At 65.8% G+C, this 21,926-nt stretch carries 22 protein-coding genes; 12 read left to right on the top strand and 10 right to left on the bottom strand.

Features of this window, described 5'->3' with window-relative positions:
• The first annotated feature begins 11 nt into the window (after positions 1 to 11).
• The 3 genes from rng (at position 12) to EJE94_RS04205 (ending at position 4,319) form a co-directional block, all read left to right on the top strand.
• Positions 12 to 1,466, top strand: a complete 1,455-nt coding sequence (gene rng / locus EJE94_RS04215) for a ribonuclease G (protein WP_121240217.1) — start codon at positions 12 to 14, stop codon at positions 1,464 to 1,466.
• A gap of 128 nt (positions 1,467 to 1,594) precedes the next feature.
• A complete protein-coding gene (locus tag EJE94_RS04210) occupies positions 1,595 to 3,292 on the top strand; it encodes a ShlB/FhaC/HecB family hemolysin secretion/activation protein (protein WP_121240216.1) in 1,698 nt (565 codons plus the stop codon).
• A gap of 157 nt (positions 3,293 to 3,449) precedes the next feature.
• Complete coding sequence (locus tag EJE94_RS04205; protein ID WP_121240215.1) at positions 3,450 to 4,319, top strand: dienelactone hydrolase family protein; 870 nt, start codon at positions 3,450 to 3,452, stop codon at positions 4,317 to 4,319.
• Between the two features lie 26 nt (positions 4,320 to 4,345).
• Here the strand turns inward: EJE94_RS04205 and EJE94_RS04200 are convergent, their stop codons facing one another.
• The gene (locus tag EJE94_RS04200; protein ID WP_121240214.1) at positions 4,346 to 4,873 is read right to left on the bottom strand and encodes a C40 family peptidase; all 528 of its coding nucleotides are present in this window, start codon (positions 4,871 to 4,873) and stop codon (positions 4,346 to 4,348) included.
• 58 nt (positions 4,874 to 4,931) lie between these two features.
• Between EJE94_RS04200 and EJE94_RS04195 the strand changes: the two genes are divergently transcribed.
• A complete protein-coding gene (locus EJE94_RS04195) occupies positions 4,932 to 6,383 on the top strand; it encodes an NAD-dependent succinate-semialdehyde dehydrogenase (protein WP_121240213.1) in 1,452 nt (483 codons plus the stop codon).
• Here EJE94_RS04195 and EJE94_RS04190 read toward each other — a convergent pair.
• The 5 genes from EJE94_RS04190 to EJE94_RS04170 form a co-directional block, all read right to left on the bottom strand.
• Positions 6,358 to 7,962, bottom strand: coding sequence for a B12-binding domain-containing radical SAM protein (locus EJE94_RS04190; RefSeq protein WP_121240212.1), 1,605 nt, complete (start codon positions 7,960 to 7,962; stop codon positions 6,358 to 6,360). The genes EJE94_RS04195 and EJE94_RS04190 overlap by 26 nt on opposite strands.
• Positions 7,963 to 8,169: 207 nt before the next feature.
• Entirely contained in the window at positions 8,170 to 8,502 is a 333-nt protein-coding gene (locus EJE94_RS04185; RefSeq protein ID WP_121240211.1) for a YqjK-like family protein, read from the bottom strand.
• Complete coding sequence (locus tag EJE94_RS04180; RefSeq protein ID WP_121240210.1) at positions 8,499 to 8,891, bottom strand: phage holin family protein; 393 nt, start codon at positions 8,889 to 8,891, stop codon at positions 8,499 to 8,501. The genes EJE94_RS04185 and EJE94_RS04180 overlap by 4 nt, the downstream gene beginning before the upstream one ends.
• 19 nt (positions 8,892 to 8,910) lie before the next feature.
• A complete protein-coding gene (locus EJE94_RS04175; protein WP_121240209.1) occupies positions 8,911 to 9,222 on the bottom strand; it encodes an ElaB/YgaM/YqjD family protein in 312 nt (103 codons plus the stop codon).
• Positions 9,223 to 9,297: 75 nt separating this feature from the next.
• Positions 9,298 to 10,080: an exodeoxyribonuclease III gene (locus EJE94_RS04170; protein WP_121240208.1), complete on the bottom strand. Its 783-nt coding sequence runs from the start codon at positions 10,078 to 10,080 to the stop codon at positions 9,298 to 9,300.
• Positions 10,081 to 10,124: 44 nt separating this feature from the next.
• Between EJE94_RS04170 and pyrE the strand changes: the two genes are divergently transcribed.
• Positions 10,125 to 10,769, top strand: coding sequence for an orotate phosphoribosyltransferase (gene pyrE / locus EJE94_RS04165; RefSeq protein ID WP_207855765.1), 645 nt, complete (start codon positions 10,125 to 10,127; stop codon positions 10,767 to 10,769).
• Positions 10,759 to 11,427: a hypothetical protein gene (locus EJE94_RS04160; RefSeq protein WP_124962392.1), complete on the top strand. Its 669-nt coding sequence runs from the start codon at positions 10,759 to 10,761 to the stop codon at positions 11,425 to 11,427. The genes pyrE and EJE94_RS04160 overlap by 11 nt, the downstream gene beginning before the upstream one ends.
• Here the strand turns inward: EJE94_RS04160 and gatB are convergent, their stop codons facing one another.
• The 4 genes from gatB to gatC form a co-directional block, all read right to left on the bottom strand.
• Positions 11,428 to 12,870 (bottom strand): Asp-tRNA(Asn)/Glu-tRNA(Gln) amidotransferase subunit GatB, encoded by a 1,443-nt coding sequence (gene gatB, locus EJE94_RS04155; RefSeq protein WP_207855715.1) that lies wholly within the window; start codon positions 12,868 to 12,870, stop codon positions 11,428 to 11,430.
• A gap of 17 nt (positions 12,871 to 12,887) precedes the next feature.
• On the bottom strand, positions 12,888 to 13,418 hold the full coding sequence (locus tag EJE94_RS04150) for a hypothetical protein (RefSeq protein WP_207855714.1): 531 nt from the start codon (positions 13,416 to 13,418) through the stop codon (positions 12,888 to 12,890).
• Positions 13,419 to 13,452: 34 nt separating this feature from the next.
• A complete protein-coding gene (gene gatA / locus EJE94_RS04145; RefSeq protein WP_121240203.1) occupies positions 13,453 to 14,910 on the bottom strand; it encodes an Asp-tRNA(Asn)/Glu-tRNA(Gln) amidotransferase subunit GatA in 1,458 nt (485 codons plus the stop codon).
• Between the two features lie 105 nt (positions 14,911 to 15,015).
• A complete protein-coding gene (gatC, locus tag EJE94_RS04140) occupies positions 15,016 to 15,303 on the bottom strand; it encodes an Asp-tRNA(Asn)/Glu-tRNA(Gln) amidotransferase subunit GatC (RefSeq protein ID WP_121240202.1) in 288 nt (95 codons plus the stop codon).
• Between the two features lie 93 nt (positions 15,304 to 15,396).
• On the opposite strand from gatC, the gene EJE94_RS04135 reads away from it, so the two are divergent.
• The 6 genes from EJE94_RS04135 (at position 15,397) to EJE94_RS04110 (ending at position 21,921) form a co-directional block, all read left to right on the top strand.
• Entirely contained in the window at positions 15,397 to 16,440 is a 1,044-nt protein-coding gene (locus tag EJE94_RS04135) for a rod shape-determining protein (RefSeq protein ID WP_121240201.1), read from the top strand.
• 139 nt (positions 16,441 to 16,579) lie between these two features.
• A complete protein-coding gene (gene mreC, locus EJE94_RS04130; RefSeq protein ID WP_121240200.1) occupies positions 16,580 to 17,497 on the top strand; it encodes a rod shape-determining protein MreC in 918 nt (305 codons plus the stop codon).
• Entirely contained in the window at positions 17,494 to 18,018 is a 525-nt protein-coding gene (mreD, locus tag EJE94_RS04125) for a rod shape-determining protein MreD (RefSeq protein WP_121240199.1), read from the top strand. Before mreC ends, mreD begins: the two co-directional genes overlap by 4 nt.
• The gene (mrdA, locus tag EJE94_RS04120) at positions 18,018 to 19,907 is read left to right on the top strand and encodes a penicillin-binding protein 2 (RefSeq protein WP_370685655.1); all 1,890 of its coding nucleotides are present in this window, start codon (positions 18,018 to 18,020) and stop codon (positions 19,905 to 19,907) included. The genes mreD and mrdA overlap by 1 nt, the downstream gene beginning before the upstream one ends.
• Positions 19,904 to 20,989: a rod shape-determining protein RodA gene (gene rodA / locus EJE94_RS04115; RefSeq protein WP_121240197.1), complete on the top strand. Its 1,086-nt coding sequence runs from the start codon at positions 19,904 to 19,906 to the stop codon at positions 20,987 to 20,989. Before mrdA ends, rodA begins: the two co-directional genes overlap by 4 nt.
• Positions 20,986 to 21,921 carry a septal ring lytic transglycosylase RlpA family protein gene (locus tag EJE94_RS04110; RefSeq protein ID WP_121240196.1) on the top strand — a complete coding sequence of 312 codons (936 nt, stop codon included), beginning with the start codon at positions 20,986 to 20,988 and terminating at the stop codon, positions 21,919 to 21,921. The genes rodA and EJE94_RS04110 overlap by 4 nt, the downstream gene beginning before the upstream one ends.
• The last annotated feature ends 5 nt before the right edge of the window (positions 21,922 to 21,926 follow it).

The following is a 21,926-nucleotide window of genomic DNA, read 5'->3' as shown; positions in this document are numbered from 1 at the left end:
TCGCTGCCGCCGTGGCTGAAGAGTTCCTCATCAACTTCACCCCGCAGGAGACGCGGGTCGCCCTGATGCATCAGGGCGTGGTGCAGGAGCTGCACATCGAGCGCACCCACGGCCGCGGCATCGTCGGCAACATCTATCTCGGTCGCGTCGCCCGCGTGCTGCCCGGCATGCAGTCGGCCTTCGTCGACGTCGGCCTCGAGCGCACCGCCTTCCTCCACGTCGCCGACATCTGGGAAGAGCGCGGCGGGCAGGAACCGGCGCGGCCGATCGAGCGCATCCTCAGCGAGGGCCAGAACATCGTGGTGCAGGTGCTCAAGGACCCGATCGGTTCCAAGGGTGCGCGGCTATCCACACAGGTCTCGATCGCCGGCCGGTTGCTGGTGTTTCTGCCGCAAGAAAAGCACATCGGCATTTCGCAGCGCATCGAGGACGAGGTCGAGCGCGAGGCGCTGCGCACGCGCATCCAGGGCCTGGTGCCGGCGGAGGCGCCGGGCGGCTTCATCGTGCGCACCATGGCTTCCTCGGCCAGCGACGAGGAACTCGCCACCGACATCGCCTACCTGCGCCGCCTCTGGTCCGAGATCGTCCAGCGCTCCAAGGGCGCCCAGCCACCGACGCTGCTGCACCACGATCTGACGCTGGCCGAGCGCGTGCTGCGCGACCTCGTCAGCCCGGAGACGACGCGGATCACCGTCGACTCGCGCGAGAACTTCCAGAAGCTCTCCCTCTTCGCCCAGGAGTACATGCCGCAGCTCGCCGGGCTGCTCAGCCACTACATCGGCGAGCGGCCGCTGTTCGATCTCAACGGCGTCGAGGACGAGATCCAGAAGGCGCTGGCGCGCCGCGTCGAGCTCAAGTCCGGCGGCTACCTCATCGTCGACCAGACCGAAGCGCTGACCACCATCGACGTCAACACCGGCGGCTTCGTCGGCGCCCGCAACTTCGACGACACCATCTTCAAGACCAACCTCGAGGCGGCGCAGGCCATCGCCCGCCAGCTGCGCCTGCGCAATCTCGGCGGCATCATCATCCTCGACTTCATCGACATGGAAAACGCCGAGCACAAGGAAGCCGTGCTCGCCGAACTCAACAAGGCGCTGGCGCGCGACCACACCCGCATCACCGTCAATGGCTTCACCCAGCTCGGCCTGGTCGAGATGACGCGGAAGCGCACGCGCGAATCGCTCGCCCACATCCTCTGCGAAACCTGCCCCACCTGCGGTGGCCGCGGCGAGGTCAAGACCGCGCAGACCGTCGCCTACGAGATCCTGCGCGAGCTGCTGCGCGAGGCCCGCCAGTTCAACGCCAGGGAATACCGCATCCTCGGCTCCCCCGCCGTCATCGATCTATTCCTCGACGAGGAATCCCAGGCACTCGCCATGCTTTCCGACTTCATCGGCAAGCCGGTATCCCTTCATCCCGAGGCCAGCTACACTCAAGAGCAGTTTGACATCGTGCTTTTGTAGCAATAACCTGACATCGGGCTCAAGACGCTGCGGATTTTTCTTGGCAAAAAGCACTAAAAAGCAGTAAGTTAGGCGCTATTGTTAAGTCAAATTTGAACTTGCGTCGCAGGGGGTTCGGGGGAAACAACATGCAGATCAGGACAATTTTTTCGGCGCTCGCCGTGGCGGCCTTCGCCACGGCAGTCCAGGCGCAGAACGATGTGCGCTTCGACATCACGAAATTCCAGGTGGAGGGCAACACCCTGCTGCCGCAGGCGCAGGTCACTGAACTGGTCGCTCCCTTCGCCGGGAAGCAGCGCGTCTACGGCGACGTGCAGAAGGCGCTCGAAGCGCTCGAGAATGCCTATCGCAAGGCCGGCTACGGCACCGTGCAGGTGTTCGTCCCCGAACAGGAACTCAGCGCCGGCGTGGTCAAGCTGGTCGTAACCGAAACGGTCATCGGCAAGATCACCCTGGCCGGCAACAAGCATTTCGATTCGGCAAACATCTTCAACACCCTGCCCGGCCTGGTCGAGGGCAAGGCGCCCAACATGCGCCTGATCTCCGAGAACATCCAGCTCGCCAACGAGAACCCGGTCAAGCAGATCGAAGTCACTCTCGGCATCGCCGAAGAGGCAGGCAAGGTCAACGCCGGAATCAACGTCAGCGACGAGGATCCGAGCCGTTTCATCGTCACCGCCGACAACACCGGTACGCCATCGACCGGGCGTCACCGCATCGGCCTCGCCTACCAGCACGCCAACCTGTTCAACGCCGACCACATCCTCACCCTGGCGATCACCGGCTCGCCCGACCTGCCGGACACGCCATCCGTGAATAGGGCCCCCGGCAGCGAGACCGCCCGCGAGATGGCCGTGGCCAGCATGGCCTACCGGCTGCCGCTGTACTCCATCGGCGACGCCATCGATTTCGCCTACGGCAAGTCGAACAGCAACAGCCCGGTGCCGACCGCGGGCGTCACAGGCGCAGCCACAGGTCCGGGCATCGTCGGCAAGGGCGAAGTCTACGCCCTGCGCTGGAACCATTACCTGCCGCGACTCGGTGAATACACCTCCAAGGTCATCATCGGCTACGACCTCAAGGACATGATCGTCGAGAACTGCGTGCCGGCCGGCAATTGCGCCGCCGTCACCACCCAGAAGAACCGCATCCAGCCTGTCTCCTTCACCTATGCCGGCCAGCGCATGCAGCCGGGCTCCCTGCTCGACTACAACCTCGGCGTCGCCTTCGGCGACCAGCAGGACATGCTGCCGACCAACCTCGGCGCCAACAACATTCCGAGTTTCTCGGCCTACCGGCTCAACACCAGCTACCTGCAGGTGCTGAAGAGCGACTGGGCACTGCGCTACAACTTCAGTGGCCAGTACGCCCCCGCCAATCACCGCGGCTCGCTGCAGGTTGGCCTGCCCGCCGTCGAGCAGTTCGGCGTCACCGGCGCCAACATGGTCCGGGGCTTCTTCGAGCGCACGGTCACCGGCGACAGCGGCTATTTCATGAATTTCGAGGCCTACACCCCCGAAATGGCCAAGGAGTTCAACGCCCCGGGCAGCCTCAAGTTCCTGGGTTTCATCGATTGGGGACAGGGCTTCATCTATACCGGCGTGAGCAACGCCCCACCGCTGATAACCGATGCCGGCAGCACGGGTATCGGCCTGCGCTACAGCTATGCCAAGGACGCGGTCTTCCGCTTCGACATCGCCTATGTCTTCGCCGCCGGCACGCCCAATGCCAACGCGTCGGGCAGCGGCACCCGGGTCGGCACCGGCGACAGCCAGGTGGCTACCGGCGACTTCCGTGGCCATTTCAACTTCCAGTACGTTTTCTGATCTCCTGACCCCCGAACAGCGGCGGACGCATCCGCGCCGTTGACTTCGGTCGCGTCCGGACGCTCTTTTTCGCGGTGGCCGGGTCGATGGAAGCGTTTGCCATTCGGCCGCGGCAGGCGTATTTTTTCCCGGCCCCATCACCTTACGGAGACAAAAAATGAACCAACCCAACCCCGAATTCGACAGCCTCTTTCCCGCTGCGAAGCTTGACCGCCGCGGCTTCATCGTCACCGCCCTGGGTACCGGCTTCGCGCTGGCGACGCAGCCGATCATGGCGCAGACCGCGGTCAAGACCGACACCAAGGGCCTCACCGCCGGCGAGATCAAGATCCCGACGCCGGACGGCAAGATGCCGGTCTACCGCGCCCAGCCGGCGACGGGTTCGAACTTTCCCACAATCCTCGTGGTTTCCGAGATCTTCGGCGTCCACGAATACATCGCCGACACCTGCAGGCGCCTGGCCAAGCTCGGCTACCTGGCGATCGCGCCGGAGCTGTTCGCCCGCTATGGCGAGCCGTGGAAGTTCTCGAATGTCCAGGATCTCATTGCGAGCGTCGTCAACAAGACGCCGGATACGGGCGTGATGGCCGATCTCGACGCCTGCGCCGCCTGGGCGGCGAAGAACGGCGGCGATGCCGAGCGGCTCGGCATTACCGGCTTCTGCTGGGGCGGACGCATCACCTGGCTCTACGCCGCCCACAACCCCAAGCTCAAGGCCGGCGTGGCCTGGTACGGCCGCATCGACGACGCGCCGACGGTAGAAAGGCCGAAGCAGCCGCTGGAACTCGCGGCGAACATCAAGGCGCCGGTGCTCGGCCTCTACGGCGGTAAGGATCAGGGCATCCCGCTCGACGACGTCGAGGCGATGAAGGCGGCGCTGGCGAAGGCCGGCAGCAAGTCGCAGCTCCATGTCTATCCGGACGCCCCGCACGCCTTCCACGCCGACTACCGGCCGACCTACCGCAAGCCCGAGGCCGAGGACGGCTGGAAGCGTCTGCAGGAATGGTTCAAGGCCAACGGCCTCTAGCCACCGAGCGCACCGTCGGAGGACGACTACTCGAAGTAAGTGCGCGCTTCCTCGAAGCGCGCCGCGAACCATCCGGCCTGAAGGCTATCGGTGCGTACCTTGCCATTGCTGTTGGGCGCATGGACGAAGCGGCCGTCGCCGATGTAGATGCCGACGTGCGAATAGGGCTTGTTGCGGGTGTTGAAGAAGACGAGGTCGCCGGGTCGCAGCTCGGGGACGCCGACCAGGCGGCCGCGCTGGGCGATGTCGGCCGCCGAGCCGCCGAGCCGCAGGCCGGCGGCCCTGTCGAAGACATAGCTGACCATGCCGCTGCAGTCTAGGCCGGCTTCCGGGTTCTTGCCGCCGAAACGGTAGCCGGTCTCGACCAGGCCCAGCGCGTAGAGCACCACGTCCTGCGCCCGCTCGGGAACGGCATGGCGCGCGGCGAAACTGCTTTTTGCGCCACCCGCGACGGGTGACGACGATTGCGAGAGCGACAGCAGACCGCAGCCCGACAGCACGAGGGTCGAACTGGCGGCGACGATGGTCAGGGCCGGAAAGGAGCGGTGCAGCATCTCGCAATCCTATTCCGGTAGACTCGCCGGCACCCCGAGAAACAGCGGAGAAAACAACATGCAATTGCGTGATCCCGGCCTGCTGCGCGAGCGGGCTTTCGTCGCCGGCATCTGGACGGGTGCCGCGGCCGCCTACGCCGTGCGCAACCCGGCCAGCGGCGAACACCTCGCCGACGTGCCCGACATGGGCGCCACCGAGGCGCGCCGCGCGATCGATGCGGCCGATGCCGCCCTGCCGGCGTGGCGCGCGCTGACCGGCAAGGAGCGCGCGACCATCTTGCGCCGCTGGTTCGAACTGATCATGGCCAACATCGACGACCTCGCGACCATCATGACGTCCGAGCAGGGCAAGCCGCTGGCCGAGGCGCGCGGCGAGGTCGCCTACGCCGCGAGTTTCGTCGAGTGGTTTGCCGAGGAGGGCAAGCGCGTCTATGGCGACACCATGCCGGCGCCGACCGGCGACCGCCGCATCGTGGTGCTGAAACAGCCGATCGGCGTCTGTGCCGCGATCACGCCCTGGAATTTCCCGGCGGCCATGATCACCCGCAAGGTCGCCCCGGCGCTGGCCGCCGGCTGTACCGTGGTGGTGAAACCGGCCGAGCAGACGCCGCTCACGGCGCTGGCGCTGATGGAGCTGGCCGACCGCGCGGGCTTCCCCGCCGGGGTCATCAACGTCGTCACCGGCTCGGCCGCGAGCGCCCCGCTGATCGGCGGCGAGCTGACCTCCAACCGCGTCGTGCGCAAGCTCTCCTTCACCGGCTCGACCGAGGTCGGGCGGCTGCTGATGGCGCAGTGTGCGCCGACGATCAAGAAGATCTCGCTCGAACTCGGCGGCAACGCCCCCTTCATCGTCTTCGACGACGCCGACGTCGACGCGGCCGTGGACGGCGCGATGGCGTCGAAATACCGCAACGCCGGCCAGACCTGCGTCTGCGCCAACCGCCTGCTGGTGCAGGAGGGCATCTACGAAAGCTTCGCCACGAAGCTCGCGGCCCGCGTCACGGCCCTCAAGGTCGGTGCGGGCAGCGAGGAAGGCGTGAACCAGGGGCCGCTGATCGACGCGGCCGCACTGGAGAAGGTCGAGGCCCACGTCGCCGATGCGCTGGCCAAGGGCGCCCGCATCCTGACCGGCGGCAGGCGCCATGCGCGCGGCGGCACTTTCTTCGAGCCGACCGTCCTGGCCGACGTCACGCCCGAAATGCGCTGCTCCCGCGAGGAGACTTTCGGACCGGTGGCGCCGCTGTTCAGGTTCAGGGACGAGGCCGAGGCGATCGCGCTGGCCAACGCCACCGAATACGGACTCGCAGCCTACTTCTACGCCCGGGACGTATCTCGCGTCTGGCGCGTGGCCGAGGCGCTCGAGTACGGCATGGTCGGCATCAACGTCGGCATCATCGCCAACGAGGTCGCTCCCTTCGGCGGCGTCAAGCAATCCGGCATCGGCCGCGAGGGCTCGCGCTACGGCATCGAGGAATACCTCGAACTCAAGTATCTGTGCCTTGCGGTGTAACGACCGTCTGCAATGAGAAAAGTCGGCGCTGGCGATACGGCGTCGGGAACGACTCGTTGAGCTTGCGCTCGAGGATTTCCATCGTCGCCCGGCCGACGTAGTCGCCTTCGACGTTGGCGCCCTCGTCGAGCTTGGACGAGCACTCCAGCGCCTCGAGATAGGCGCGGCCGATCATCGCGCCCAGCGGCTTCGGGTTGTAGAGCAGCTTCTTGATGGTGAAGGGGTTGAGCGTCAGCGGGTCGTAGCCGCGCGGCAGGTAGCCGGACGCGAGCAGTTTCTCCTCGATCGGCGTGTTGGGCTGGACGCCGATGAAGAAAATGAAGGGCAGCACGTTGTCGCGGCCGAACATTTCGTAAAGCTCGCGGATGCGCGCCATGGTGGCTCGCAGCGTGTCCGGCGTCTCGCCCGGCGCGTTGAGCGGCATGTAGAGCTTGATCTTCTGCTTGTCCCAGCCCTCGACCGCGGCATCCTTGAACAGGCGGAAGGCGGCCATCTGCTGCTCGAGGTCGTAGCCGAGCGTCAGGCTGTCGATGATGTCCTGGGTGCCGGTGAATGAGAGGTCGATGCTGGTCAGGCCCGAGGCGAGCATCTTGCGGGCGACTTCCGGTGTCAGGTAGTTGAGGCGCAGGTAACCGGTCCAGCGCACCTTGACCTGCCGCGCCAGCATCTCGTCGAGGATGTGCTCGACATGTTTCATGCTGCGCCGGGTCGAGCAGAACTGGGCGTCTGTGAACCAGATGTCCTTGACGCCATAGACCTTTTCTAGGGTCTCGATTTCCTTGGCCACCTCGGCCGGATCGCGGTAGCGCTGGCGACCGCCCTCGATTTTGTTGTAGAGGCAGAAATGGCACTGGAAGGGGCAGCCGCGCTTGGTATGGACGCCGATGGTGCCGCCCAGATAGTCGCGGAAGCCGGGGAAAATGGACTCGACGTAACCGAAATCGACGGCGGTGAGCCGGGAAAGGTCGAAACTTTCCTCGGCCGGATGGTGGCTGACGCGGCCGCTGCTGTCCTTGTAGTAATGGTTGCCGGCGGGATCATTGAAGCCGTCGACGATGGACAGCATCGCCTCCTCGCCCTCCCCCACGACCACCACGGTGTCGCTCGGGCATTTCTCGGCGACGTACTTGCCAAAGATGGATACCGCCGTGCCGCCGACGACGATGCGCGACTCCGGCAACAACTGCCGGGCCAGGCGGAACCAGGCGAAATTGCGCAGCCGCGCCACGGCGTAGTCGCGGATGATGCCGATTGCCTGCCATGCGGCCTTGATCCGCCGCCACGGCTTGGGCGAGTGGTCGAAGTTCATCACCACGTCGAGCGCATCGTTCTCCGGGTGCGGCCCGAAGGTCTGCATGTTGCGCCAGGAGAAGGCGACCACGTCGGGGCGGAACTCGAGCAGGCGGCGCTTGAGTTCGGCCCCGCGGCTTGGCGGGGGAATCAACGCGAGGTCAAGGATCTCCTGGCGGATGCCCGGGCGCTGCTTGTGGATGAAGTCGGCGACATAGACCACGCCACCGGGCCAGATCTTCCAGACCGGCAGGCGAACATAGAGGATCGATCGCGCAGCATTAGACATAGCTGGGGGTGACGCATGGGGTTATCGACAGCCGCATCCTAAAACATTAGCGAGCGCTAATGTTGCGAAAGATCAAACTTAAAGCAGAAAATTGGTGGTATCAGTCCCCACCAGATGGAGCCATGAGCGCCGGTGGAAGCAGCCGAACGGGACGCGCAACGGGCCGGGCGTGGGCCCGCGGCCCTTCATTCCTCCCGAACCGGGGCATCAGGTACGACGGAAGCGTGCCAGTGCCTTGAAGGGGGTCTCTGGCGAAGACGCCCGCCACTCGCTGAACTTGCGCCACAGCTGCCAGGCGAAGAAGCCCCGTTCGGCCAGGCGCAACACGGCACCAGGACGCACGACCAGCAGCGTCACTATGCCGCCGGCCAGCCACTCGGGGTGGTGGCGGAGCCAGCGGAAACCATCGCGCACGCCGTCGACGACGGCGAAAGCCGGGGCGAGCTCGGCGACGGCCGCCATCAGCGCACCGCGCTGCTCGGCGCTCTTGAGCTGGAGGCGCTGCTTCTGCAGCGCCAGTTCGATCACGTTGGGACTCACTGCTTCGATTCACCCCGCAGGGCGGCGCGATCCTGCGCCAGCTCGGCGATGCTGGCCGCGAACAGTTTGGACGGGGTATGCGCCTGGCGCAGCATGGCGACCAGGGCGATCAGGCCGCCGGTCAGGAAAATGGCCGTAAATATGCCCAGCGCCAGCAGGCGGTGACTATCCCATAGCAGCACCGTGACCAGCAGGGCCAGGAACATCAGGCCGAAGCTCAGCAGCACGAAGGCAAGTGCGCCATAAGTGAGCAGCGAGAGCAGGCGCACACGTTCTTCCTGCGCCTCGATCGAGAGCAGTTCAAGCCGCGTCTGCAACAGCGCGAGGCCGTTGCCAAAAAGGCTGCGCAGCGAGGATGCCACCCCGCCGCGCGGCGCCGATTCGGACATCGCGAGGGTCAGCCGGGAATCAGCGGCGACCGATCAGCAGGCCGACGATGAAGCCGATGCCGGCGGCGACGCCGACGGAACGCCAGGGATTGTCATGCACGTAGTCGTCGGTGGCATGGCCGACGGCCTTGGCGCGTTCGACCACGGCCGCCTGCGCTTCGGCCAGCGAGGCCTTGGCATTGTTGAGATGGTCCTGGATCTTGGCGCGGGCATCGGCGATCTTGTCGCCGGCCTGGCCGGCGGTGGCGCGCAGCAGTTCCTCGGCATCGGCAATGACGACCTTGACGTCGGAGATCAGCTTTTCCTTGGAAACGGTGGTCATGTCGCTCATGGTCTTCTCCTTGAAAATTGGCTTTCTTGAGAGACGAAGGCTACCGGACTCGGCGCTGTCGCGCAATGACGGCAGTCAAAGGCCCACGTCATAGTCGATGATCAGCGGCGCATGATCCGAGAAGCGCTGTGCCTTGAACACCGATGCGTGCCGTGCCTGCGCAGCGATGCCGGTTGTGGCGATCTGGTAGTCGATGCGCCAGCCGACGTTCTTCGCCCGGGCCTGTCCCCGGTTCGACCACCAGGTGTAGGCCTCGCCGCCGGCGTCGGGGCAGAGCCGGCGATGAACGTCGACCCAGCCCAGCTCGTCGAAGACGCGCGTGAGCCAGGCACGTTCCGCCGGCAGGAAGCCGGAATTCTTCAGATTGCCCTTCCAGTTCTTGAGGTCGATTTCCTTGTGCGCGATGTTCCAGTCGCCGCAGATCACCACCTCGCGACCGGCCCGCCGCAATTCCTGGAGTCGCGGCCAGAAGCGCTCCATGAAGCTGAATTTCGCCGCCTGCCGTTCCTCGGAACTGGAGCCCGAAGGCAGATAGACCGACACTACAGACAGCCGTTCGAAGTCGACTTCGATGTAGCGTCCTTCGGCATCGATGTCGGCGATGCCGAGTCCCTCGATGATCCGGTCGGGCTGGCGGCGGCAATAGATGCCGACGCCGCTGTAGCCCTTCTTCTCCGCGTAGTGGAAATAGCCGAAGAAGCCGGGCGGGTTGAGCAGGGTCGCGCGCATGTCGCCGACCTGGGCCTTGAGTTCCTGCACGCAGACGACATCGGCGTCCTGCCCGGCCAGCCAGTCGAAGAAGCCCTTGGTCGAGGCCGAGCGTATCCCGTTGAGGTTTGCGGTGATGATGCGTAGCATTGCAGTCTTTCAGGAACCCCGACGTGACATTCAGCCAGGATTTTATTGCCTTCGCCTGCGACAAGGGCGTATTGCGCTTCGGCGAATTCAAGACCAAGGCCGGCCGCATGTCGCCCTATTTCTTCAATGCCGGCCTGTTCGACGACGGTGCATCGCTGGGCCGCCTCTGCGACTTCTACGCCGACACCATACTCGCCGCCGGCATCGCTCACGACATGCTGTTCGGCCCGGCCTACAAGGGCATCCCGCTCGCGGCCGGCACCGCCATCGCGCTGGCGCGGCGCGGCCGCAACCTGCCCTTCTGCTTCAACCGCAAGGAAGCCAAGGACCACGGCGAGGGCGGCACGCTGATCGGCGCCCCGCTCGCGGGTCGCGTGCTGATCCTCGACGACGTGATCTCGGCCGGGACCTCGATCCGCGAGTCGGTGAACATCATTCGCGCGGCCGGCGCCACTCCCGCAGGCGTGGTGATCGCGCTCGACCGCCAGGAACGCGGCCAGGGCGAACTGTCCGCCGTGCAGGAGGTCGAGCAGGACTTCGGCTTGCCGGTCGTCGCCGTTGCCAGCCTCGCCGACCTCATCGGCTACCTGCGCCGCGAAGCAAGTACCCTTGGGGTACGCGGCCATGCCGAACTCGAACGCAATCTCGACGCAGTCACTCGTTACCGGGAGAACTATGGTGTCAGCTAAACATTTTTCGATCGCGGCGGGACTTGTCGCCGTCCTCGGTCTCGCAGCGGCCGGCGACGCCAGCGCGCGCAGTTCCTACTGCTGCAACGATGCCAACGGCAAGCTCACCTGCGGCGACATGCTGCCGGTCGCCTGCCACAAGCGCGCCTACCGCATCCTCGACGAGCGCGGCCGCCTAGTGAAGGAAGTCGAAGCGCCGCTGACGCCCGAACAACGCGTGTTGCGCGATGCCGAGACGGCAAAGAAAGTCGAGGAGGCGAAGAAAGCGGCCGAGGACAAGCGCCACAACGAGGCGCTGCTGGCGACCTATCCTAGTGAAAAGGACATCGACGTAGCCCGCGACCGCGCGCTCGCCGACTTCGACAAGGCCTCGGCCGACACCCAGAAGCGCTACGACGAAGCGACGAAGGAGAAGAAGAAGCTCGACGCGGAGAAGGAATTTTACGTCAAGAAACCGATGCCGACCAACCTCAAGAGGCAGGTCGAGGACAACGAGGCGGCGATCAAGGCCGCGCAGGCGGCGCTTGACGGCCGCAAGCAGGAGCGCGACGCCCTGCTGGCCAAGTACGGCGACGAGAAAAAGCACTACATGGAACTGCGCTACGGCAATACTCCGCGGACCGCCGATACGCCGGCCGCCGACAAGCGGCCGCGCTGATCAGCCGCCGGCCAGTTTCTGCCGCAACCGGTCGTTGACCTGTTGCGGATTGGCCTTACCCCTGGTCGCCTTCATCACCTGACCGACGAGGGCGTTGAAGGCCTTCTCCTTGCCGGCACGGAATTCCTCGACCGACTTCGGGTTGGCGGCGAGCACCTCGTCGATCAGCGCCTCGATCGCGCCGCTGTCGGAAATCTGCTTGAGGCCACGCGCCTCGATCACCGCATCGGCATCCTTGCCTTCCCCCGCCCACAGCGCCTCGAACACCTCCCTGGCCAGCTTGTTGGAGAGCGTGCCATCGGCGATGCGGCGCACGATGCCGGCCAATAAAGTCGGCGCCAGCGGCACGGCGGCGATCTCCATGCTGTCCCGGTTCATGCGGGCGGCGAGTTCGCCCATCACCCAGTTGGCGCAGGTCTTGGCGTTCTCGCGGCCCGCGGCGACGATGCAGTCCTCGAAGTATTTGGCCATGTCCCGCGTCGCCGTCAGCGTCGCGGCATCGTAGCCCGAGAGGCCGTAGTCGGAGACAAAGCGGGCCTGCATCGCCTGCGGTAACTCGGGCAGGCCGCGCTTCACTTCCTCGATCCACGCCGGCGTGATCTCGAGGGGCAGCAGATCGGGGTCGGGGAAGTAGCGATAATCGTGGGCATCTTCCTTGGAACGCATCGCCCGCGTCTCGCCGGTGTCGGGGTCGAACAGCACCGTGGCCTGCTGGATGGCGCGGCCTTCCTCGATCTCGTTGATCTGCCACTGGATCTCGAAATCGATCGCCTGCTGCAGGAAGCGGAAGGAGTTGAGGTTCTTGATCTCCCGGCGGGTACCGAGCGGCGCGCCCGGCCGGCGCACCGAGACGTTGGCGTCGCAGCGGAAGGAACCCTCCTGCATGTTGCCGTCGCAGATGCCGATCCAGGTCACCAGCGAATGCAGGGCCTTGGCGTAGGCGACGGCCTCAAGCGAGGAGCGCATGTCCGGCTCGGTGACGATCTCGAGCAGCGGCGTGCCGGCACGGTTGAGGTCGATGCCGGTCTTGCCGTGGAAGTCCTCGTGCAGGCTCTTGCCGGCGTCCTCCTCGAGGTGGGCGCGGGTCAGGCGCACGGTCTTTTCTGTTTCGCCGACGCGGATGGTCAGGCTGCCGCCCGAGACCACCGGGATCTCGAACTGGCTAATCTGATAACCCTTGGGCAGGTCGGGATAGAAGTAGTTCTTGCGGGCGAAAACCGAGCGCGGCGCGATCGAAGCATTGACGGCGAGGCCTAACTTGATGGCGCAGACCACGGCCTCGCGGTTGAGCACCGGCAACACGCCGGGCAGCGCGATGTCGACCGCACAAGCCTGACGGTTGGGCTCGGCGCCAAAGGCCGTCGCCGCACCCGAAAAGATCTTAGATTGCGTGCGCAACTGGGCATGGGTTTCCAGCCCGATGACGACTTCCCACTGACTCATGCGAATTCCATTCTCTTTCAGAAGCAGCGGCCGCTCGGCGCCTCAACGAGGATCGGCCACAGATAGTCGAAGGTCCCGCCATCGCATTGCGCCTGGCAGTCCGAGAAAGCCACCGTCACCTTGCTGCCCTGCTCCCACATCCTCACCGTGCAGCGGCTTTGGGCGCCGGTCAGCGTGATCGTCGGCAGCGACGTCGCCTGGCGGAAGTCGGCCAGGTCGAAACGGCAGCTGCCGCGCCGGGGCACGTCAACCCTGGCGGCGAAGCGGCGCACGTCGGCATCCCGGACCTCGAGATCGAGGCGGCCGGCGTAGCCCAGTTCGTCACGAAAGCTGCAGTCGGCCCGAACGTTGAGCGGACGTTCCTCGATCACCTCGTGGCCGCGACTGGCCAGATAGCGCCGGGTGCGTTCCGACAGCGGCCGCGGTTCCGCCCGCGGCTCCGCGCGCGGCGCCTGTCTTGGCTGCTCCGGTTCCGCCGGCGACGGCGGCTTGCCGAAGGGCCAGAGGCCGCAACCGCCGAGAAGCAGCGCCGGCGCAACGGCGGTCATGCAGGACAGGGCACGCCGCAACCGCATCGCTCGCCTAGAGGCCGGCCGGCATCCGCAGATGCCAGTCCGTCGCACGCTGGTAGCGGTGGGCGACGTTGAGCATCTTCGCCTCGGCGAACCAGGGCCCGATGAGCTGCAGGCCGACAGGCATGTCGCCGGCACCAAAGCCGCAGGGAATCGACATCCCGGGCAGGCCGGCGAGGTTGACGGCGATGGTGTAGATGTCCGAAAGGTACATCTGCACCGGATCGGCGCTCTTCTCGCCGAACTTGAACGCCACCGAGGGCGTGGCAGGCCCCATGATGACGTCGCAGGACTTGAACGCCTCGGCAAAATCGTTGGCGATCAGGCGGCGTACCTTCTGCGCCTGCAGGTAATAGGCGTCGTAGTAGCCGTGCGACAGGACATAGGTGCCGATGAGGATGCGGCGCTTGACCTCGTCGCCGAAACCCTGTGCGCGACTCTTGCTGTACATGTCGGTGAGGTCGGCGTAGTCGGCGGCACGGTGGCCGTAGCGCACGCCGTCGAAACGGGAGAGGTTGGAACTCGCCTCGGCCGGTGCGATGACGTAATAGGCCGGCACCGAGAGGCCCGAGTTCGGCAGGTTTACTTCCACCGTGGCGGCGCCGAGCTTGCGGTACTCGGCCAGCGCCGCCTCGACCGCCGCGCGCACGTCGGCATCCATGCCCTCGCCGAAGAACTCCTTCGGCAAGCCGATGCGCAATCCTTGCAGGGGCTTATCGAGGTCCCGGGCATAGTCCTCCGTCGGACGCTCGAGGCTGGTCGAGTCGCGCGGATCGAAGCCGGCCATGGCGTTCAGCAGCAGGGAGCAATCCTCGGCCGACTTGGCCATCGGCCCGCCCTGGTCGAGGCTGGATGCGAAGGCGATCATGCCGTAGCGCGAAACCAAGCCATAGGTCGGCTTGAGCCCGGTGAGGCCGCACAGCGCCGCCGGCTGGCGGATCGAGCCGCCGGTGTCGGTGCCGGTGGCGGCCGGCGCAAGGCGCGCCGCCACGGCCGCGGCCGAGCCGCCCGAGGAGCCGCCGGGTACCCGCGAGGTATCCCAGGGATTCTTCACCGGGCCGAAGAACGAGGTCTCGTTCGACGAGCCCATGGCGAACTCGTCCATGTTGAGCTTGCCCAGCGTGACCATGCCGGCGGCCTTGAATTTCTCGACCACGGTGGCGTCGTAGGGCGAAACGAAGTTCGACAGCATCTTCGAGCCGCAGGTGGTCCGCCAGCCTTCGGTGCAGAAAATATCCTTGTGCGCCAACGGGATACCAGAAAGCGGCGTGTCGCTGGCGCCGACTTTTCCCGAGGCGTCGGCCTCGCGTGCCATGGTCAGCGTCTTCTCGCGATCGACGGTGACGAAGGCGTTGAGGGTCGGGTTGAGCTTCTCGATGCGTTCGAGGAACAGCGTCGCCAGTTCGACCGCCGAGGCCTTTTTCTGCGCCAGCGCAGCGGATAACTCTTTGAGGGAAGCGTTAATCATGTCACCTCGCCTCCGCAGCGCGGGGGCGCAAATCAGTCGCCCCCGCCCTCGGGGCGGGGGTCGGGGGATGGGGGGCCATCATGGCAGACGAATGAATCGTCAGATTCATTCGATCACCTTGGGTACCAGATAGAGCCCCCCCTCGGTCTCGGGCGCGACCGCCTGGAAGGCGTCGCGGCGGTCGGCCTCCGCCACCGCGTCGGGGCGCAGGCGCTGCACCACGTCGACGGCATGGGCCATCGGCTCGATGCCGGCGGTGTCGACCGACTGCAACTGCTCGATGAAGGCGAGGATGCCGTTGAGCTGATCGCGGGTCGTGTCGAGCTCCGCGGCGGAGACGTCCAGACGTGCCAGCCGCGCGATGCGGCGTACGTCATCCAGGGTCAGGGACATGCTTGATACTTAATGGGCAAAGCTGAATAGGGTATCATAAGACTTTTGTCGTCGCGCCTTCCCGTCGCGGCAAACCCATTACCGGAAAACTCGATGTTCGGCCTCCTGCGCTCCTATTTTTCCAACGATCTCGCCATCGATCTCGGCACCGCCAATACGCTGATCTACGTCCGCACCAAGGGCATCGTGCTCGACGAGCCCTCGGTCGTCGCCATCCGCACCGAGGGTGGCCCCAACGCCAAGAAGACCATCCAGGCCGTCGGCGCCGCCGCCAAGCAGATGCTCGGCCGCAACCCCGGCAGCATCCATGTCATCCGGCCGATGAAGGACGGCGTGATCGCTGACTTCACCGTCACCGAGCAGATGCTCAAGCAGTTCATCAAGAAGGTGCATGACAACCGCCTGTTCTCGCCCAGCCCGCGCATCATCATCTGCGTGCCCTGCGGCTCGACCCAGGTCGAGCGCCGCGCCATCCGCGAATCGGCCTTGGGCGCCGGCGCATCCCAGGTCTATCTGATCGAGGAGCCGATGGCCGCGGCGATCGGTGCCGGCCTGCCGGTCTCAGATCCGACCGGTTCGATGGTGGTCGACATCGGCGGCGGCACCACCGAGGTCGGCGTCATCTCGCTCGGCGGCATGGTCTATTCGGGCTCGGTGCGCGTCGGCGGTGACAAGTTCGACGAGGCCATCATCAACTATATCCGCCGCAACTACGGCATGCTGATCGGCGAGACCACGGCCGAATCGATCAAGAAGGAAATCGGCTCGGCCTTCCCCGGCTCCGAGGTCAAGGAGATGGAAGTCAAGGGCCGCAACCTCGCCGAGGGCATCCCGCGCAGCTTCACCATTTCCTCGAACGAGATCCTCGAGGCGCTCAACGATCCGCTCAACCAGATCGTCGGCGCCGTCAAGATCGCGCTCGAACAAACCCCGCCCGAACTCGGCGCCGACATCGCCGAGAAGGGCATGGTGCTCACCGGCGGTGGCGCGCTGCTGCGCGAGATAGACCGCCTGCTTATGGAAGAGACCGGCCTGCCGGTGATCGTCGCCGACGAGCCGCTGACCTGCGTGGTGCGCGGCTCAGGCCTCGCCCTTGAAAAGATGGACAATCTCGGCAGTATTTTCGCCAACGAGTAACGCCTCGCCCAAGTAGTGTGCAAGTCGGTGCAAAGGGTGCGCCGCGAGGGTTTTGTAGTTTCGGCCGCTGCGCTTAACGCGGGAAAAACCGGCGTTAGCCTGCACTGAAACTGCGTTTTCGGGGAGCGTTACTGAGTTGATGTCCGTCGTCGGCCACACGCCGCCACCGTTTTTCAAGCGGGGCCCGGCGCCGCTCGCCCGGCTGACCTTCTTCGCCGCGCTTTCCATCGTCCTGCTCGTCGCCGACCTGCGCTTCCATACCCTCGAGTGGGCCCGCCTGGTCCTCGCCACCATCGCCTGGCCGGTGCAGCGCGTCGCCCAGATGCCGGTCGAAGGCGCCGCGGGCGCCGGCCAGTACTTCGCCAGCCTGATCCAGTTGCAGCAGGAGAATGCCGCGCTGCGCAGCCGCAGCCTGGCCACCGCCAACCAACTGCTGCGGCAGGAACATCTCGAACAGGAAAACCGCCGCCTGCGCGCCTTGCTCGACATGAAGGAGCGCCAGCCGGCCGAAGGCCGCGTCGCCGAAATTCTCTATGCCGCGCGCGACCCCTTCTCGCGTCGCGTCCTCATCGACAAGGGTCTCCAGGCCGGCATCGCCGCCGGCCAGGCCGTGATCGACGACCTCGGCGTAATCGGCCAGGTCACGCGCGTGTTTCCGCTGATGGCCGAGGTCACGCTGCTCACCGACAAGGATCAGGCGATCCCGGTCCGGGTCCAGCGCAACGGCTTGCGCGCCGTCGCTGCCGGCGCCGGCGCCGGCAGCATCGAGCTGCGTTTCCTCGCCGCCAATGCCGAGATCCAGGTCGGCGACATCCTCGTCACCTCGGGTCTCGACGGCCTTTATCTGCCAGGTCTGCCGGTCGCCCGCGTGGCCCATATCGACCGCGACAATTCGTTCGCCTTCGCCCGCATTCGCTGCGAGCCGATCGCCGGCGTCGAGCGCCACGGCCATGTCCTGGTGCTGGGCTCCCGCATCGTGCCGCCGCGGCCGGAGGAAGCCAGCACCACCGCCGACGTCCCGGGCAAGGGTCGCAGAGTGAAGAAGGCGGTGCGATGAACCAACCGACGCATCGCTCCAACCGCATCCTGCTGCCGGCGCGCAGCTGGTTCATCACCGTCACGCTGCTGCTGGCGCTGCTGCTCAACCTCGTTCCCCTCGGGCGGCTGCCCTTCGTGCCGGACTGGGTGGCGCTGGTGCTGATTTTCTGGTCCATCCACCAGCCCCTCAAGGTCGGCATGGGCACGGCCTTCTTCTTCGGCATCGCCATGGACGTCGGCGATGCCAGCGTGATGGGCCAGCACGCGCTCGCCTATGTCCTGCTCGCCTTCGCCGGCTGCGGGCTGTCGCGCCGCATTCTCTGGTTCCCCCTGCTGCTGCAGGCGGCTCACGTGCTGCCGATGCTGCTCGGCGCGCAATTGGTGATGCTGGCCGCGCGCATGATCGGCGGCGCCGAGTTTCCCGGCCTGCTCTGGTTCACCTCGAGCTTCGTCGCCGCGGCGCTGTGGCATCCGCTGACCTACCTGCTGCTGCTGCCGCAGTACCGCCCTGTCGAACGGGATGACAACCGTCCGATCTGATGGAATTCAAGAACCCCCAGGAGGAACTTGAACGGTTCGGAGGACGCCTCGCCTTCGCCGGCGGCTTCGTGCTGTTCTGCTTCGCCCTGCTGTTCGCGCGCTTCGTCTGGCTGCAAGTGATCCAGCACGACTACTACCAGACCCGCGCCGAGGAGAATCGCATCTCGCTGGTGCCGATGGTGCCCAACCGCGGCCTCATCGTCGACCGCAACGATGTGGTGCTGGCACGAAATTACTCGGCCTACACGCTGGAGATCACGCCATCGAAGGTAAAGAACCTCGAACAGACCATCGACGAACTGGCCACGATCCTCGACGTGCAGGCGAAGGACCGCAAGCGCTTTCACAAGCTGCTGGCCGAGAGCAAGAACTTCGAGTCGCTGCCGATCCGCACCCGGCTGTCGGACGAGGAGGTGGCGATCTTCATCGCCCACCGCTACCGCTTTCCCGGCGTCGACGTCAAGGCGCGGCTGTTCCGCCAGTATCCGTTCGGCGCCTTCGCCTCGCACCTGCTCGGCTACATCGGCCGCGTCAATGACCGCGACCTCGAGAAGATCGAGGAACGCGACGCCGAGGACAACTACCGCGGCACCGAGCACTTCGGCAAGACCGGTCTCGAGCAGCACTACGAGTTCGAACTGCACGGCATCACCGGCTTCGAGCAGGTCGAGGTCGACGCCGGCGGCCGCGCGGTGCGCACGTTGGCGCGCACCGCGCCGGTGGCCGGCAACAACCTGACACTCACCGTCGACGCAAAATTGCAGGAGATTGCCGAGAAAGCCTTCGGCGACAGAAAAGGCGCACTGGTCGCCATCGAGCCTTCAACCGGCGGCATCCTCGCCCTGGTGGCGGTGCCGAACTACGATCCCAATCTGTTCGTCGATGGCATCGATTCGCAGAACTGGGACATGCTCAACACCTCGCCCGACAAACCCATGGTCAACCGGGCGCTCAACGGCGCCTACCCGCCCGGCTCGACCTTCAAGCCCTTCATGGCACTGGGCGCATTGACCCTGGGCAAGCGCCGCGCCGAACAGACGATCTTCGATCCCGGCTTCTACAACTTCGGCGGCCATACCTTCCGCGACGACAAGAAGGGCGGCCACGGCTCGGTCGACATGTACAAGTCCATCGTCCACTCCTGCGACACGTATTACTACATGCTCGCCAACGACATGGGCATCGACAATATCGCCAGCTTCATGGGCAGCCTCGGTCTGGGTAGCCGCACCGGCGTGGACATCGACGGCGAATCCGAGGGCGTGCTGCCCTCGCCGGAGTGGAAGAAGAAGCGGTTCAGGAAACCCGAGCAGCAGAAGTGGTATGCCGGCGAGACCATTTCCATCGGCATCGGCCAGGGCTACAACGCCTACACCCCGATCCAGCTGGCCCAGGCCACGGCAACGCTGGCCAACAACGGCGTGATGTTCCGCCCGCACCTGGTCAGGCACATCACCGACACGCGCACGGGCAAGCAGACCCTGATCGAGCCGCAACCACTCAAGACCTTGCCGCTCAAGCAGGAGCACATCGACGTCATCAAGAACGCCATGGTCGGCGTGAACAAGGAAGGCACCGGCGCGCGCGCCTTCGCCGGCGCCGAGTACGTGTCGGCCGGCAAGACCGGTACGGCGCAGGTATTCTCGCTCAAGGGCGCGCAGTACAAGGAGGGCGGCATGAAGAAGGAGCTGCGCGACCACGCGCTGTTCATCGCCTTCGCCCCGGCCGACCAGCCGAAGATCGCATTGGCGGTACTGGTCGAGAACGGCGGCTTCGGCGCCCAGGCCGCCGCGCCGATCGCGCGCCAGGTCCTCGATTACTACCTGCTCGGCAAGTTGCCCAAGGCACCGGCACCGGCCGACGAGGATGCCGTGGAAGAAGACGAATGATCCGCAATTTCTGGCTGAAGCTGATCGCGCCGATCGACGGGCCGCTGCTGGGCTTTTCGGCGCTGCTGCTGCTGGTCGCCCTGATCGCCGTCGGCAGCGCCTCGCCCGAGCGCGTCACCGCGCAACTGCTGAATATCGCCGTGGCGCTGACGGTGATGCGTATCGTCGCCCAAATGCCGCCGCAGCGCCTGATGCACCTGGCACTGCCCGCCTATGCCTTCGGCATCCTGCTGCTGATCGCGGTGGCACTGTTCGGCGACGTCTCCAAGGGCGCGCGACGCTGGCTCAACCTCGGCTTCATGCGCATCCAGCCCTCCGAGGTCATGAAGATCGCGATGCCGCTGATGCTGGCCTGGTACTTCCAGAAACACGAGGCGATGCTGCGCCTGCGCGATTACGCCGTCGCCGTGCTGCTGCTCTTGCTCCCCGTGGCGCTGATCGCCCGCCAGCCGGACCTCGGTACGGCGGTCCTGGTTTCCGCCGCCGGTTTCTTCGTCATCTTCCTCGCCGGTTTGCCATGGAAGGTCATCATCGGCCTCGGCGCGGCCGGTGCCGCCGCGGCACCCTTCGCCTGGAACCTGCTCCACGACTACCAGCGAAGCCGCGTCCTCACCCTGTTCGACCCGGAGCGGGACCCGCTGGGCAAGGGCTTCCACATCATCCAGTCCACCATCGCCATCGGCTCGGGCGGCATCCTCGGCAAGGGATGGGGGCAAGGCACCCAGGCGCAGCTCGAATTCATTCCCGAACGCCATACCGATTTCATTTTCGCCGTCTATTCCGAGGAGTTCGGCCTGCTCGGCAACCTCGTGCTGCTGTTTCTCTATGCCCTGCTGATCGGCCGCGGCCTGATGATCGCCGCCAACGCCGCGACGCTCTTCTCCCGGCTGCTGGCCGGCGCGATCACGCTGATCTTCTTCACCTATGCATTCGTCAACATGGGCATGGTCAGCGGCATCCTGCCCGTCGTCGGCGTGCCCTTGCCACTGATCAGCTATGGCGGCACCGCGCTGGTGACGCTGTTCCTCGGCATCGGCATTCTCATGTCGATTCACAAGAATCGCATGCTCGTTCAGAAATGAACCGTCATTTCGCGCCCCTGCTCGCTTGCCTGCTCGCCGCCTGCGGCTCGGTGCCGAGGCAACCCGCGGTGGAACGCGCGCCGTCGGCCGCCGTGCCGCCGGCGCCGACTTCCGCCAAGCCCGCCTGGGTGCTCAAGAAGGGCGGCGGCTATTACCAGGACGACGGGCCGGGCGACAACGCGCCCGACAAGCTCGACGCGATTCCCGACGCCGTGCCGCGCGAAGAGCCGCTGCACCGCTTCGCCAACAATCCCTACTCGGTGCTCGGGCGCGACTACGTGCCGTTGCGCAGCCACCAGGATTTGAAGGAGAAAGGCGTCGCCAGCTGGTACGGTCGCAAGTTCCACGGCCAGAAGACCTCGTCGGGTGAGCGCTACGACATGTACGGCATGACCGCCGCCCATCCGACGCTGCCGATTCCGTCCTACGCGCGCGTCACCAACCCCGCCAACGGCAGGTCGGTGGTGGTGCGCGTCAACGACCGCGGCCCATTCCACGCGGGACGCATCATCGATCTCTCCTACACCGCGGCCTGGAAGCTCGGCTACATCGGCACCGGCAGCACGCTGGTCGAGGTCGAAAGCGTCCGCCCGGGAACCACGATGGTCGCAGCCGCGCCCGCCGAGGATCCCGATCCGATCGCCCGCTTCGCCAACCTGCCCGAGCCGCCGCCACCGCCGACACCCCTGCCGGCAGAAGCGCGCGGCACTTTCGTCCAGCTCGGCGCCTTCGGCAATCCCGACAACGCGGAAGCCTTCCGCGCCCATGTCGCGCGCGAACTCGACTGGGCCGGCGACAAGCTGCGCACGCAGATCGCCGGCAGCCTGCACCGGGTGCAGATCGGACCCTACGCCTCGCGCACCGAAGCCGATCAGGCCGCGGAAAAGATCCGCCTGGCACTAGGCGTCAAACCGGCCATCGTCGTACGCTAAAATTG

This window comes from Sulfurisoma sediminicola (assembly GCF_003865015.1).
In the GTDB taxonomy this organism is placed as follows: domain Bacteria; phylum Pseudomonadota; class Gammaproteobacteria; order Burkholderiales; family Rhodocyclaceae; genus Sulfurisoma; species Sulfurisoma sediminicola.
Note: the sequence above shows the minus strand (reverse complement) of the source record. Positions and strands in the feature narration are given on the sequence as shown.